13 protein-coding genes and 1 pseudogene are annotated in these 14,687 nt (G+C 43.2%); 2 read left to right on the top strand and 12 right to left on the bottom strand.

Going from position 1 to position 14,687, the window contains the following annotated elements:
- Positions 1-9: 9 nt before the first annotated feature.
- Positions 10-519, top strand: a complete 510-nt coding sequence (locus HCR01_RS29785; protein ID WP_193199625.1) for an MAPEG family protein — start codon at positions 10-12, stop codon at positions 517-519.
- A 167-nt stretch (positions 520-686) separates the two neighbouring features.
- Here the strand turns inward: HCR01_RS29785 and minE are convergent, their stop codons facing one another.
- From minE to HCR01_RS29845, 12 genes are all read right to left on the bottom strand, one after another.
- The gene (gene minE, locus HCR01_RS29790; RefSeq protein WP_193199626.1) at positions 687-959 is read right to left on the bottom strand and encodes a cell division topological specificity factor MinE; all 273 of its coding nucleotides are present in this window, start codon (positions 957-959) and stop codon (positions 687-689) included.
- Between the two features lie 36 nt (positions 960-995).
- Complete coding sequence (minD, locus tag HCR01_RS29795) at positions 996-1,802, bottom strand: septum site-determining protein MinD (RefSeq protein WP_162399385.1); 807 nt, start codon at positions 1,800-1,802, stop codon at positions 996-998.
- A 167-nt stretch (positions 1,803-1,969) separates the two neighbouring features.
- On the bottom strand, positions 1,970-3,040 hold the full coding sequence (minC, locus tag HCR01_RS29800) for a septum site-determining protein MinC (protein ID WP_193199627.1): 1,071 nt from the start codon (positions 3,038-3,040) through the stop codon (positions 1,970-1,972).
- 180 nt (positions 3,041-3,220) lie between these two features.
- Positions 3,221-4,600, bottom strand: coding sequence for a four-carbon acid sugar kinase family protein (locus tag HCR01_RS29805; protein ID WP_193199628.1), 1,380 nt, complete (start codon positions 4,598-4,600; stop codon positions 3,221-3,223).
- 157 nt (positions 4,601-4,757) lie between these two features.
- A complete protein-coding gene (locus HCR01_RS29810) occupies positions 4,758-5,420 on the bottom strand; it encodes a hypothetical protein (RefSeq protein WP_162399382.1) in 663 nt (220 codons plus the stop codon).
- 294 nt (positions 5,421-5,714) lie between these two features.
- Entirely contained in the window at positions 5,715-6,287 is a 573-nt protein-coding gene (locus HCR01_RS29815) for a hypothetical protein (protein ID WP_193199629.1), read from the bottom strand.
- A 191-nt stretch (positions 6,288-6,478) separates the two neighbouring features.
- Positions 6,479-7,768 (bottom strand): Glu/Leu/Phe/Val family dehydrogenase, encoded by a 1,290-nt coding sequence (locus HCR01_RS29820; protein ID WP_193199630.1) that lies wholly within the window; start codon positions 7,766-7,768, stop codon positions 6,479-6,481.
- A gap of 174 nt (positions 7,769-7,942) precedes the next feature.
- Positions 7,943-9,454, bottom strand: a complete 1,512-nt coding sequence (locus tag HCR01_RS29825; protein ID WP_193199631.1) for a carotenoid oxygenase family protein — start codon at positions 9,452-9,454, stop codon at positions 7,943-7,945.
- A gap of 151 nt (positions 9,455-9,605) precedes the next feature.
- A complete protein-coding gene (locus tag HCR01_RS29830; protein ID WP_193199632.1) occupies positions 9,606-10,973 on the bottom strand; it encodes a folate/biopterin family MFS transporter in 1,368 nt (455 codons plus the stop codon).
- Between the two features lie 119 nt (positions 10,974-11,092).
- Entirely contained in the window at positions 11,093-12,316 is a 1,224-nt protein-coding gene (locus HCR01_RS29835; RefSeq protein WP_193199633.1) for a beta-ketoacyl-ACP synthase, read from the bottom strand.
- 105 nt (positions 12,317-12,421) lie between these two features.
- On the bottom strand, positions 12,422-13,213 hold the full coding sequence (locus tag HCR01_RS29840) for a peptidylprolyl isomerase (protein ID WP_193199634.1): 792 nt from the start codon (positions 13,211-13,213) through the stop codon (positions 12,422-12,424).
- A 165-nt stretch (positions 13,214-13,378) separates the two neighbouring features.
- Complete coding sequence (locus HCR01_RS29845) at positions 13,379-13,948, bottom strand: photosystem I assembly protein Ycf4 (RefSeq protein ID WP_193199635.1); 570 nt, start codon at positions 13,946-13,948, stop codon at positions 13,379-13,381.
- Between the two features lie 629 nt (positions 13,949-14,577).
- Here HCR01_RS29845 and HCR01_RS29850 point away from each other — a divergent pair.
- Positions 14,578-14,687: pseudogene (locus tag HCR01_RS29850) on the top strand (photosystem II D2 protein (photosystem q(a) protein)); the annotation flags it as partial.

A 14,687-nucleotide genomic window follows, 5' to 3' on the forward strand; every position in this document is an offset into this window, starting at 1 on the left:
GGAATCAATATGATTGAAAATATCATTCCCATCTCAACTCTCTTTATTGGGCTTAACGGTATCACAGCATTTTTTCTTTCGTATATTGCGGCATCTGAGCGGGTAAATACCAGGGTTTGGCATGGTGAGTCTAAGGAAGATGTCGCAAAACAACCCGATCCACTAGCAAACCCTAGTGCTTGGGCAGCTATGGTGGAAAATATGACTCAAAAGCTATTTCCTGATCAAAGAAATAATGATGGTTTGCTACAACGCAAGGTTCGCGCTCACGGGAATTTTGCTGAGTATGTGCCTCATGGATTGTTCTTTGTGTTAGGGCTGGAGCTAATGCAAGCACAAGCATGGTTATTGTGGCTACTTGGAAGTATTCTCACTGTGGCGAGAATTGCCCATGCATGGGGTCTGATCAAAATATATGGCCCCTCTCCAGCAAGAGCGATCGGCTTTTTTTTGACCTGGTTTGTTTATTTAGTCGGCAGTTTGGCGTGTATTTATTACGGTGTTAAGGGTGTAATCTAACGATATTTACTTCAACTGATTTTATTTTTTTCAGCAATAAAACGGCGTTACATTGAATGATGAACTGTTGAAAAACTGTTCATTAATAAATGCTTCACCTGAGTGAATTACTGTTTATAAAAAATACTAATTTCTCAACAAAGCTACTGTTATTTATCGTTACTTTCTTATTCAGGTATAACTCCTTTTATGCGACGGATGGGCAAATTAGCAATTAAAGCTGTCGTTCGTTGGTTGCTTTCTAGGGAGAACTCTAAGCCTTCGGTGTCAATTTCTACATAGCGACAGACTACATCTAGGATTTCTTGCCGCATTTTTTCCAACGTTTGAGGGTCTAAGTCAGCGCGATCATGGGCAATCACTAATTGCAGGCGACGTTTAACTTGAGTGCGACTGCTGTCAGGACCGCGAGAAAAAAGTCGTTCTAGAAGTTCAATCATTGCAAATAGGTCTGGGGCAAGAGACTGGAAAGTGAGTTAAACAATCTTTGTCCACAACAACCTTCGCAGACGGGCGAAGATGTTGTCCTGGGACGAGTCGATCTCAAGAAATTGGATCGATTCCCCTTCCAATCTACGAGCAATGTTTTCAAAGGCTGTGGCAGCTAAAGAGGGAGTATCCGCTAATACTAAAGGTTCGCCGCGATTGGTAGAGACAATAACGCGCTCATCGTCAGGGATCACCCCAATTAGGGGTATTGCAAGAAGTTCCTGAACATCTTGTACTGACATCATATCATTCGCCTGCACCATTGAGGGTCTGATACGGTTAATTATTAAATGAACACGCTTGATGCCTTGTGCTTCTAGTAACCCGACTACTCGGTCAGCATCACGAACTGCGGAAATTTCTGGCGTGGTTATAACTAGGGCTTCTTTAGCTGGGGCGATCGCATTTTTAAACCCATTTTCAATCCCAGCAGGGCTATCAATGATTACGTACTGATACTTTTGTGCCAGTGCATTCACTAATAACTTCATCTGTTCGGGAGTGACTGCATCTTTAGAGCGGTTTTGTGCTGCTGGTAAAAGTACAAGGTTAGGTTGTCGTTTATCTTTCACCAAAGCTTGTTCTAAGCGGCACTCTCTGGCTAGAACTTCCACCGCAGTATAGACGATGCGGTTTTCCAGCCCTAGCAGCAAATCCAAATTTCTCAGACCAAAATCCGCATCAACTAAGGCAACTTGACGCCCTATTTTGGCTAAAGCCATGCCTAGATTTGCCGAAACTGTGGTTTTACCCACGCCTCCTTTGCCGGAGGTAATTACAATAATGCGAGTCATGATAGAAATGCGCTCGATTAGGATTCAGGAAATATAAAACAGTAAATGAAGTATAAAGTATGAAGTATCGTATCAAGTATGAAGAAATATCTGAACTCCCTGATGAGGGTGAGGCATGAATATTTTCTTTACTTCATCCTTTATCCTGACATCTTTTAAGTAAATACTTATGGCTCTTGATTAATCCTAGTTAATTGGTTTCTAGAAAAATCAGTAGCTCTAGCGATGCGAATTCCTTGGGGCGTAATATGTGCCACTTCTGGAGAAAACTGCATCGGTAATTTCTCTGGTGCTCTAGCTACGGCATCTGCGATCCGCAATTGGGTTGGTTCCATTTGCAGGGCCATAATCAGACACTCGCGATTGCCTGCGGCACCAGCGTGAGCAATGCCACGTAAGCGACCCCAGACTAAAATATCTCCATCTGCAACTACAATACCACCTGGGTTTAAATCTCCTAAGAGAATTATTGTACCAGGATGACGAATTTCTACTCCAGAACGCACCGTCATTTCGAGGTAGAGAGCATCTGTTAGGGGTATAGCAGCAGCTTGGGATTCGGATCTCAGGGAAGTTCCTGGCTGTAGTTGTTCTACAGAATAGCCAGATGTGACGGCTGCGATCGCAGTTTGACGACGACTAGTCGAAACAGATGTTAGCTGAAGTTGGACTTCGCTTAAGGTTTCGGCGAGTTCTTGTAGTTGTCTAGCATCCACCAAGCGATCATATGCCATCAGATGCACTATGGTGTTAGGCGATCGCAAGCGATCCCCAGCATTCAAACGGTGCTTCATCTGTTGCCAAATATTAGACCAAGTAAGTTCTGAGGCAGGTACTTGAGATTCTGTTGGCAAAATTAATAATAGTCGTCCCTCCTCACTTTTTAACTGGACTTGAAGATTGTGTACCTGATGCTTGAGTAATGGTGACTCCGTAGGATTTGAATCAGTCAGGATAAAGTTTGATGCTGCATCAGAAAAGGCGGGATTTGAATCTAAATCCGGGTTAGTAGGATTTGATTCTACATCGGGAGGTGCAGCGTTTGATTTTAAATAGAGGAGAACAGATTTTAGCTCTGCATCTGGAAGAATAGAATCTGATTCTGCATCAGTAACGCCAGAATCAGAATCTACATCAGAAGTAGAATTTAACTCTATATCAGAAAGGGTAGAGATTGATTCTGCATTAGGATGTGCAGAATTTGACTCTAAATTGGGTATAGCAGAATCAGAAGTCATGCAGCACCAGCCAAAAGACGCAAATACACCGAGCAATTACCAATATTTAGATTAGTTGCATTCTGCAACCACATCCTCACCCTAGGAAGTGATAAGTAGTAGTTCAGAATGATCATCTTCACTTTTAACTCAGCGAGAAGTTGGATCGGAGCGCGAAGTCTGAGCGGAGGAAACCTCCGCTCAGAACTTTGTAAGAGAGGCTTCCTCCGATCCAAACTTCGGTGACTCGTGACTCAGGACTGTTTTAGTTAACCTTTGATAAATTGTGCCCAAAGCATCAGCATCACCGACATTACCAGGAAACAGCACCACGGGCAAATTAGGAAACTGGGAATGATCAGATGGCGTTAGCACCATCGAACAACCAGCTAATATTTGACCGAGTAAGCGTGCTGAAGTTAAGGCAAGACCAGTACTTAAGACATCATTTGAAGTAATGCCACCTTTGCTGATTAAGAACCCTATATCAGATGGTAAGCCGCGCACAATATCCATCAATAAACCTGAAACCTTTGCCCCAAAATCCAACCGTGTCTTGACATCCTTGAAAGATAGTTCTTGGCGGCTAGTATAAACTACTGGTGTTTTGCCAGCATCGTGTACCGCCTTTGTACTTTCCAGGATCTCGGTTAGCAGTGTAGCAGATTGATTTGCCCCATCATCAAGTAATCGCGCTACATTGACTTCAATTCCCACGGTTCCTTCAACTCGCAATAGTGCCTCTAACTGCTGAGTCGTCTTTTTCACGTGGGAACCAACTATAATCGCACCTGGTTTACCTTGTCGTACATACTGCACCATGTTTTCGGCGGCAATAGGTTGAGGAGGTAACGCCGCTAAAGCCGTTAAAATACTGGCAGCACTGCGAAACAAAAAGCGTTTCCCTTGAGTCGCCGCAGCTAGCACGTCCACTGCAAAGCGATTGAGATCGGTTTGAGTTTCACCATCTACAACAGCGCACTGATTTTTAGTGAGTTTCAGCAGACGTTCCAGGCTACCAGCGCGAATGTCAGCTAGTAAAAATCTTTCTACAGCCTCCGCACTAATTCGCCCTTGAGTCTTTTCTTCTACATACTTTGGCAAATAACTGTGATGGTAGCCGAAGACAGAATCACGGGCAAACTCAGTTTCATGCACTGGTTTTGGCACACCATCGATAATCAAATAATGTATGCTGTCGCGGGTGATACGCCCACCCTCAAAAAATGCTGGGACGAGAAAATGAGCGTCAAATAGCCCGAGTTCTTGGGCGATCGCATCTGTTTCAATCGGGTAATGTCCCCGCAAAGTAGAATCAGAACGGCTGACAATCAAAAAATCGTCGATTCCTTCGGCATTTAAGGCGATTTTTAGGTTCTGGCAAACTTCTTTGGTAACAGACGCGGCTGACTCTGGAGGTAAGGATCTGGTATTGGTCAGCACAAAGAAAATTGGCGAATCATCTCGTAACCCAGTACGTAAAGTATCTACATCCCAGTGCATCAGCAGCAAGCAGCTGTGGACTGTTTGAGAACCTGTAGGGTCATCATCCAGAACAATGATTTTTGGTTTGTTGGTCATTCTTGCTCATTTTAAGTCAATGGGGCGATTGTTTTTCAAGAAAGTTGAGCCACTGCGTTGGACGGAGAGACGCGAAGGGCGATCGGGGTTTCCCGGCTTGTTCGCTCTTAGCATTCCGCTTTCTTAGCAAGTGGCATCTAATTGGAGAAACCTCCGCTTAGACTTTTTGCAATTTTCTAATCTCTGCTTGCACATCGAGAGCAATCTGCAACGATTGATTTAGCAGTTGAGCGTATTCGCCTGCCTGACTACTAACTTGTAAGGCTTGTAAACTAGCTAAATTATTGACAAATAACTCTTGGTTATTAGCAAGCAATTTTTTATTATCTCGCAAAATTCGTTCTGTTTTCAGCGCTCTTACTAAATCTTCTCTAATAAGTTGCAAGGCGGCGGTTACTTTAGTTCGGTCATTTATGCTGCTTTGAGAGTTCCCTGACGCTGCCAATTGGTCATTAATATCTATGGCTTCAATCAGAGTATGATATTTATCGACTTCATCTAAAAGTATTGTTAATCCTTCAGGACAGGTCAACTGTCGCCAAAGCGATCGCCCAACTAATATCGGGATTGGTACTAAAATTAGCAAGAGGATTCCTAATCGAATTGAAGAACCAATAGTTGGCAAAATAATAAACGCATAAATAAAGCCAACAATTATTGGGGTTAGCGCCAGCGTCACCAGCGCTTCACTGAGCAAAAACCCTAATCGCTTCTTACTATCTCGCAGAACAGAAGGTCGAAAAACGTCTTCTGGATCGAATCCAGTCAAGCGTCTCAGTTCCCCCTTGCTAATTTCCAAGCTTATTAAGTCCGGCTGCACGGCTGGATACTCCTAATAGAAGCGCGAGTTGCGTATTTATTTTAATCGGGTTTGGTAGAGACGCAATGTGTAGTTACGTATAGCTTTCCAACAATGAATATATTGATACATATATAAGTGCAGGGTACGGTAGAAATCCTCGTCTCCACACCAACATAAACTTATTGCCATCAAATTTCAGATGCACCCTTTGGTATTTACAAAGACTAGACAAGTACAGAGATGAGTTCCAGATACGAGTAATTTTTATTAAACGTCACTTGGGAGTGAGTTCTATTCCTTGCCTTACCGCTTTTAATCTCCTTCTAAGTTGGTCATTTCCTTTTGCACTTCTTGTGCAATTTGTAAAGCTTCAATGAGTAATTGGGAATATTCATGCGCCTCATGGTTGACTTGCAAGGCTTGTACATCAAACAAATCACTTGCCAAAAGTTCGGTGTTACGAGTTATGAATGCCCGATTTTTACTGAAAATACGCTCTGTTTTTAAGGCACAAATTAAATTCGCTCTTGTAGTGGCAAGTGCTGCAATTACTTTTTCTCGTTCTTGCAAACTTACTTCTTTGTTTCCAGCTTCCACTAGCTGGTCGTTAATATCTATTGCTTTTAAAATCACATTGTACTTATCCACTTTTTCAAAAAGATTTTTTTGAAATTTCCTTAACCATTTCCATTTAATTAAATATGCTATGGAAATGAATCCCCACCCTAAAATTAATATTTGCTGGAGATAATCGCCTATTAGCAATAAAAGTGCTAGACGAGGATATTTCAATTTAGCATAGGCTTTCAAGTCCCAATTATTTACACCAGCTATGTTTTTCAAGTCTTCTTGAGTAAGATACAATTCTTCTAAATCAGGTTGCATAGCCGTGCATATTTTCGAGAATAAGTGGAGCTAGTGGTTATATAAACCAGTTTTATTTCCAAGGTGAGGCAAACTTTGAAAGTTTAACTACAGTTTACAATCAAACAATTCCAGAAGGAGCACACAGCGATCGCCAAACAAAAAGAGGCAGATAATTTATCTGCCTCGTAAATTAAGGAGTATACAAATAATCAAGGATAAAGCCCTCTATCAGTAAGCGCCTGAGCAACTCTACCCACACCCAAGGTGTAAGCTGCCAATCGTAGAGGAACTTGCCGCAGCTTCGATTGTTGAACTACTTGGTGGTAAGCTCTTACCATTAAATTTTCCATTTCGCGGTTAACGCGTTCTTCATCCCAAAATAGGTAAGAAAGACCCTGCACCCACTCTAGGTAACTCACCACTACACCACCAGCATTAGCCAAGATATCAGGTAGCACAGTCACACCCCGCGCCTCAAGCAACTCGTTGGCTTCCAGAGTAACTGGCCCATTTGCTGCTTCGGCGATCATCTGCGCTTGTACCTCATTAATATTTTCCCCTGTAATCTGGTTCTCCAAGGCTGCTGGTATCAAGACATCGCAAGGTAAAGTTAGCAAATCTGCATTACTAATTGATACTGCTTGGGGAAAGCCTACAACACTTTTGCGGTTTTCAGCAGCGTAAACTTTCAATGCTGGAATATCAAGACCGTCTTGAGAAAAAACACCACCTGCACCCGTCGAGACGGCGATAATTTTTGCTCCTGCTTGGTATAGTAGTTCTGCTGCGGCACTACCAACATTACCAAAACCCTGAATAACAACTCGTGCTCCTACGAAAGATTTACCTTGATCTGCCAATGCCTCACGTATAATAATCATCACACCGCGTCCGGTTGCCATTTCCCGTCCCCGCGAACCACCGATAGAAAGTGGCTTACCAGTCACAATCCCCGGCACGGCATGACCAACATTTACAGAGTAAGTATCCATCATCCAAGCCATTTCACGAGCAGAAGTACCCATGTCTGGTGCTGGGATGTCTACTGAAGGGCCAATATCTTTAATTAATTCACTGATATAACGACGGCTGATCCGCTCTAATTCGCCAACGCTGTAGCATTTTGGATCTATGGCAATGCCTCCCTTCGCACCACCATAAGGAATACCTAACAGCGCACACTTCCAAGTCATCAGCATTGCTAAAGCTGACACTTCCCGCAGAGTTACAGCAGGGTGATAGCGAATCCCTCCTTTATAGGGGCCTAAAACATCGGCGTGTTGCACTCGATGCCCAGCAAAAATCCGCACTTCACCGTTATCTAATTTTACGGGAACGGAAACTGTCACGACTTTACGCGGGTGGCTGAGGATTTCCACCAACCCCTGATCTAACCTTAATTCTTTAGCCGCGGCCTCTAAATAGCTACAGGCTTGATCAAATGGACAAATGTATGCTGGCGAAGCAGCTTCCAGCGGTAACAAAGACTTTAAACTCATAAAATTTTCTTCTAAATCGCGGTTTTTTCACGAACCGGATATATATGCTTATATACCTAGCTTATCCTTTTTTTTTAATAAATAGGATTTCTGTAGTTTTTGTTACAATTTAATTTTTATTTTATGATATGTCAATGAACACAGATAATTCTTTTCTGTGTTCATTGGCGATCGCTAAGCAGGAGATTTAGTTGGTGCAAATACCTTAGAAGTAAAGTTTCCATGCAGACCATAAGGAATATGATGTTTCAGATGCAGCCGTGCGATCGGGCTTTTGTGGAAATCACTAGCATCCAAGATGACCACATCTGAACGGTGATGAGCAGCATCATAAACCAAAGCTAGCACCCAACCATCATCTTCTTTGTCGGAACCTGGGCGTGGGACAAAAATTGGCTCACCCATGAAACCAGATGGTGCAGCACTCCAAAGTTGTCTTTCTCCAGACTCTAAATCAATTTTCAGCAATGCTTGCAACGGAGCGTTACCGGTATCTGCATGAGTCGCGCCTATGTATAAATAACGATAAGGACGCCCCACATTAGCCGGATTGATACTAGGAAACTCACAACAGCGGCTTTCAATCAACTTCTGTTGTACCGTCGCATCTTTGAGGTTCAGACAAAACCGCCAAAGTGTTCCAGGCGACTGAGCCTCAAAATTGACTTGGCGAAAATCACTTTCTGGCTCGACTTCTGGTAATGATTGGTAGCAAATAGAGTCAATTAAAACTTCATTTCCCATCTCAAAAGCATTGATGTGATGGAAGACGAAACCAGACTGAGTTTCTAGAATTTTTACCTCACTTTGCTCTTTTTTGGAGGTGCGAGGAATAACTATAATACGAGTTGGTTGATTCGGCTGGAACTTGATACATTCCCCTGCTGCACGTATTCCCAAAGCTAGAGGTATAGGGTTAAAGGTGACGGGATTTTGAAAGAAAATGCAGTAATTGGGAGTAATGACAAAATCGTGGATAAAACAAAAGCCCGGAACACTATGAGCGTGCTTCCTAACAATTTCACCCGCTAGGTTTAGCTCGAAAATAGTAATTGTTGTGGATAGTCCCGGCTTAATAGAAAAATTTACCAGGCAAGGTGCGCCTCCATCTTGATTGCAACTAGAGTCTAAGCGGGGATGTGCGCTAAAAGCTTCACCTGGTGACAAAACACCGTTGAAATATTCTCTTCCCAAAGTTTCTAAGGTGTAGGGGTTGAGACGATGTGGTTCAGCAGCTTCCCAGAGTGCCAAAAGTTTCTCACCCCAGTAAATTACGTTGGTGTTAGCAATATTTTTGATTTTGAAGTCGAAGATATTAGCTAGCCAACCACCAGGTTTTTGAGTACCAAAGACACCGCGATAAAGAATTTTTCCGGCTTCTTTTTCTGCTAAATAGCCCTCAGTATGGACAAAACGGTTGCGGAAATGAGCACGACCATTGACAAAGGTAATTCGGCTAATCATGCCATCGCCATCAAAAGGATGATGAATCCGTTGTCCGTTTATATCCAGCAGACCAGGGCCATTTCTAAACAACGTACCTTGCAATTCTGGGGGAATTTGTCCTTCTACATCATCAATCCAATAATCAAACTCTTGATTTAGAGATTGATATCCTCCCTGCCAGTCGTTACGAGTGTAAGATTTTTCTGTATTTGAGTTTTCTTGAGTTTTTAAATCCTGCATATACTTTGTTTTTTCTTGTTATTTTGCGCCAAAGTGTTAGGGCAACTCAGAAGAATCTGTTTGCCGCTTTTGGTGAGATTATTTTTTAAAGTACTCAACTGCTTATCAATCTGGTTTTTGCAGACAGCATCAACTTAGAAAAAAACGGTTGTTACCTATTCTCAACCGAGGCAGGTTGCAAAGTCAGTGGCTCAGTTTGCTCCTCAGCAGCGGGTAGCCAGTTGAGGAATGGTAGGGGTAACAGCGTACTGAAGTTAGTAATTACTACCAATAGCCAAAGTGACTCAAAGTTAGTAGAAGTTATCCCTAACCAATTCATGATTAATGCCCCAGATGCGTGGGAAACCATTCCTGCTGAATTAAATATCGACATTAACAAGGCAAATAATGTCGCTTCTACGCCAAGGGGACAAAGCCTCGCGGCTAGTACCATCACTGGCATAAAGGCAATTTTGCCCATCACTGAGAGAATAAGACTATCACCCAAACTAAACCAGTGATCATCTATACCCACAAGCCGATTTGTGTGAGTTACTAATATCAGCGTCGTCATCCCCAAAGTGGCAGAAAGAAAGGTACTCCAACCAAAAATCACGCGAAATGGGATGCTTTTGAGGAAACGTTGAAAAATCCAAACTCCAACTAAAGAAGCAAGACTTGTCAATAAATACACTCGTCCCAAGAATTCTGGTTCAAAGTGTAGTTCGTTAGTAGAAAAGAAGAAAAAGGCTGAGTCAGCACTCGGCGTGGCTTGCCAGATGAAGATGAACGCTGTTGGCAGCCAAATTGCTTTTTGAGTAAAGGCCTCGCGTAGTTGCCTTACTTGATGCTTTACTGCTAAGAAATTGGTGTGATTACTCTCTTGAGCGTCTTTGCTGACGGGAGTCTCGGCAATCAACCAAGCTACAACTGAGAGCAGAAGCGGAAATAAAGCGGTAACCCAAAAGACAGTTTGGGTAGTGAAATGCTCTAGGAGCATACCGCTAAAATAAGCTGTGATCAAACCTCCAACTGCGGAAGCACCCCAGCACAGGGATTGTAGAGAACCTGCATCCGCTTGAGATTCAGCTCTCGCTCGTTCGACAACCAGTGAGTCAACTATCACGTCGCTGGCGGCAACAGAGAGAGAACCTAGAAGAATCGCCACCGTAGCCGCCCAGCTAGTATGAACTATTGTCGCCAGACTCACCCAAGCAGCAGCTCCGAGTATCCCGGATAGAACCAAGTAAGGACGCCTGCGATAGCCAAATATGGGAAAGCCATCGGAGACAAAACCAAACACAGGCTTGATCATCCAAGGTAGGGCAACAATTCCCAATAGTACTGACATCTGAGCCGGACTTAGCAGCAGTTCATCTTTGAGGAAAAAGCTTACGGCTAGACGCGCTAGTCCTAAAATTCCTTGGACAAAGTAGACAGTAAGAATTGCAATTAATTCAGCATTGGGTTCATGACCCAAGAAAATTTTTTCTGTTACTGAGTCTTTGACCTTGGACAAGCCAGAGGAGTGAATCAGCATTTGATGAATATTCTTGAAGTTTTATCCATTTTTATATCATATCGATTTTTTAAGGCGAATATATCCCTGTGAAGATGGATAATTTCACCTAATTAAACAAAGTTTTCCCCAAAACTGGCTTAGATTTTGCACTCAGCAACCAAATCTGAGTTACCTAACGCTATCACTGCATTCTGTCCACCAAAACCAAAGCTGAAACATAACACGCGCTGAACTTTACTTAGACGCGCCACTTTTACTATGTTTAAATCAAACTCTGGTTGCTGCAATCCTACACAAGGCGGTAAAATTTGATGCTTTAACGCCATCAGAGAAAAAGCTATTCCTAAAGCTCCTGATGCGCCTAGGGTATGACCTGAGCTTCCCTTTGTGGAACTAACTGCCACTCCTTGAGAAAACAAACGCTGAATCACTTTGCTCTCTATGTGATCATTAAGCTGCGTAGCTGTACCATGAGCATGAATGTAATCAATATCGGTTGGTGTCAAGCAACTACGTTTTAGACATTGCCTGATAGCTGCGATCGCACTCTTCCCTTCTGGTTCTGGTGAATTGGGATGATATGCATCGTTTGTTAAGCCAAAACCCACAATTTCACCATATACTCTTGCCTGACGCTGTTTTGCCGACTCTGCTGATTCCACGACAAACACTGCTCCACCTTCACCTAAAACCAAACCCTCTCGGTGCAAATCAAGGGGATAGGCTCCAGTTTTCGCTAAAGCACCCATCTGCTGAAACCCTGCTAAAGATAGGGGGGTAATTGGTGCTTCCACTGCTCCAGCGATCGCCTGTTGACATTGCCCAGTTTGCACAAGTAAAGCTGCTTGAGCGATTGCCCAAATACCAGTAGCACAAGCTGCCATTGGTGCTAAAACTGTCCCAGATGCACCAATTTGTCGCGCAGCTGCGATCGCATTCATGTGAGGTAAGGTGTCTAACCAATTTTCTAAACCTACTCCCTGCTCAAAAGAAGAGGGAGAAACAAGAGGAGGGGGTTGTTTACTTACCTTCCTCATTCCTCCACTCCTTTCCTCCATATGCTGTGCCAGTAGCTCCCAAGATGCCTGATGAGAGCGACTCGATCCTATGACCACAGCACAATCAGCTAAAGGTGGAACCAACCCAGCATCTTGCAAAGCAGATGCAACAACCATCTGAGTCAAAGTTTTTAATTCAGCTGGTTGTTGACCAATCAACCCTAAAGGAAGCGGTTCCAGTTCTGGAAATGGTTGATGCAATCGAATTCCAGATTTACCAGCTAGCAATTTTTGCCAGCTATCGTTTAAGCTTCCGCCTAAAGCAGAAACTAAACCAATGCCAGTAATAACAACTTTCACCAATTTTGAAAATTAGGAGACAGGAGTTAGGAGTCAAGGGTCAAGGGTCAAAAGTTACAAATTCTTCCCTTGCTCCCCCTGCTCCCCCTGCTCCCCCTGCTCCTCTTACTAACCGGGTGTTTTCAGATTTTCTACGCCTTGGGTGACTTTAGCAGAGTCAATGCGATCGCCTTGCTGAATTTTGTTAACTACATCTTGACCTTGGGTGACATAACCAAATACGGCGTAGCTACCATCCAGAAAGGCGAGATCTGCTAGAGCAAAATAAAACTGCGCTGAAGCAGAGTCGGGTTGTTGCGATCGCGCCATCGCTACTGCACCCAGTTTATGAGGCAATAAGACAGGTTGAGCGGTGGCATCGAATGGTTTATTGTAAGTTGGTGTATTTGCACCTTTAGGCGTGATTTCTAAAGGTATGTAGCGAGCGTTTCCTGTTTTTGGGTCAATGTAACTGCCCGTTCCTAGTCTATTGGCTGGAACTTTTGGGTCTTTACTTTGAGGATCGCCCCCTTGGACTACAAACGGTTGGGGATCGCGTACAACTCGATGGAAAGCTAAGCCATCGTATACACCTTTTTGTACTAAATCTACGAAATTGCCCGCTGTAATTGGTGCATTAGTGCCGTCTACTGCGATCGTAATTGGCGAGCCTTTAACCGTGATTACTACAGTAGCGTTGCCTTCTAGGCGTGGTAAATCTGTCATTCCTGGTACACTCTCACTAGTAGTTTCAGATACAGATGTTGCTTCAGTAGTTGTCTTGGTGGTTGCCTCGGTTGCTGGAGAGGTAGCTGCCGAAGTTGGAGAATTAGAAGCGACTTGCTGAGTTGAACATCCTCCCAATGTCAAAGCACTGATGATCAAAAAAGCAAGCAAAAATTGTGAAATTTTTAACCGCATTGCGAGTTACTGATTCAACCAGAGTATCTTATCGTTTCAAGCGGTTCTTGATTTTAGATTTATCCAAGAAGTGGTCAGAGACGCGATTAATCGCGTCTTTACAGGAGTTAGTTATTCTGTTTATCTCCCTGATCCCGTTGCTTCCTGCTATCTCTAATCCAAAATTTAGAGTCCTTCTAAAGGTACTTCCAAAAAGCAGGCTAACTCCGCACCTTGGGTTTCTAACTCTGTTAAGGATAACGGTTGACCTACCCGTGTTAAAGGTATGTCGCGCCGACCCTTAAGGCGTAGGTAAAGTGCGCGAGTGGGATTAAGACCTTCTTTGATAGCTATTCGCACAGATTGGACATCTTTTATGCTGCTATCAATCTCAATACGGCGGTTTTTACCAGGAAATCCCCAACGGAAAATTTTGATTGTGCCAGTTTCCTGATTAAACTCATTGTAACCGCCGCCTAAGTCCCATAAAACTACTAGCCATAGGTATAAGGCTAAAGGCAAGCCAGCAGCGCCGTATAGCCCCATTACCAATCCTTGAGGCACGAATATCAGTTGTGTTGGATCGGTAACTATGAGTAAATTAACTTTTAGGTAACTGGATATCCCAGCCAGCAAAAAGCCTGTAGCTCCCAGAGTAACGATAGTTGCCCACCAGTAGTTGCTGAACCGACGAGAACCGAGAACATTTTGATGCAGGAGGCGATCGCCTTTGTTAATCGTTGTTGATGCCGTCATTGAACTACCTTGGCCCGTGAGATACTCCCTCTAAAAGTCTGCCATTTTAACTGGATATCTTGCAAGCTGAGGGGCTAGTACCCATTCTCTACGAGACGTTACGCGAATGTTGGATTTTAAATCCAAAATAGAATATTTAAAATTGAATAACCCTTGTGTGTTCTACCTTTTAACCTCTTGAGAATGAGTTAGCTACTTTCGTCCCTCTGCACTAAACTTTTTAGATTTCTGAGAAAACTTGTGTCAAATTGTTAAATTTCTGATATTCATATTATTTATATAGGTTCGCGTAAAATACCCGATTTGCTTCCGTGTGTTGGGCGAAAACTCGGACTAATATGATAAGTTAAGAATCATTAAGTTACCAAAAGCTAGATTACTAGCCAATGGTACGGGTAAAGGCATAACCCTGAGAAATGCTAACTTAACTAAGCGGCAACTTCTCAGAATCTCAAGTGCTTTAAGGCAGATGAGAGTGTCAAAAAAAAACGTTAGTTCCTCACGGTAGTTGCTGATAGAAGACTCACGCCACTTCCTTTAACGGGGTTTACCCCGTAACCGGACTGGCTCCTCAAGAAAGCTCTACTTCAGAAACGTTGCAATTTTAGTAAAAAGAGGATTTTAGTTCGATGACCATCGCAGTTGGACGCGCGCCCAGTAGAGGGTGGTTTGACGTTCTAGACGACTGGTTAAAGCGCGATCGCTTCGTATTCGTAGGATGGTCAGGGATATTATTATT

The organism is Nostoc sp. MG11 (assembly GCF_014904695.1).
In the GTDB taxonomy this organism is placed as follows: domain Bacteria; phylum Cyanobacteriota; class Cyanobacteriia; order Cyanobacteriales; family Nostocaceae; genus Komarekiella.

Coding starts and splice junctions, on each gene's coding strand:
- HCR01_RS29785 (WP_193199625.1), top strand. CDS start 10: ATGATTGAAAATATCATTCCCATCTCAACTCTCTTTATTGGGCTTAAC.
- minE (WP_193199626.1), bottom strand. CDS start 959: ATGATTGAACTTCTAGAACGACTTTTTTCTCGCGGTCCTGACAGCAGT.
- minD (WP_162399385.1), bottom strand. CDS start 1,802: ATGACTCGCATTATTGTAATTACCTCCGGCAAAGGAGGCGTGGGTAAA.
- minC (WP_193199627.1), bottom strand. CDS start 3,040: ATGACTTCTGATTCTGCTATACCCAATTTAGAGTCAAATTCTGCACAT.
- HCR01_RS29805 (WP_193199628.1), bottom strand. CDS start 4,600: ATGACCAACAAACCAAAAATCATTGTTCTGGATGATGACCCTACAGGT.
- HCR01_RS29815 (WP_193199629.1), bottom strand. CDS start 6,287: ATGCAACCTGATTTAGAAGAATTGTATCTTACTCAAGAAGACTTGAAA.
- HCR01_RS29820 (WP_193199630.1), bottom strand. CDS start 7,768: ATGAGTTTAAAGTCTTTGTTACCGCTGGAAGCTGCTTCGCCAGCATAC.
- HCR01_RS29825 (WP_193199631.1), bottom strand. CDS start 9,454: ATGCAGGATTTAAAAACTCAAGAAAACTCAAATACAGAAAAATCTTAC.
- HCR01_RS29830 (WP_193199632.1), bottom strand. CDS start 10,973: ATGCTGATTCACTCCTCTGGCTTGTCCAAGGTCAAAGACTCAGTAACA.
- HCR01_RS29840 (WP_193199634.1), bottom strand. CDS start 13,213: ATGCGGTTAAAAATTTCACAATTTTTGCTTGCTTTTTTGATCATCAGT.
- HCR01_RS29845 (WP_193199635.1), bottom strand. CDS start 13,948: ATGACGGCATCAACAACGATTAACAAAGGCGATCGCCTCCTGCATCAA.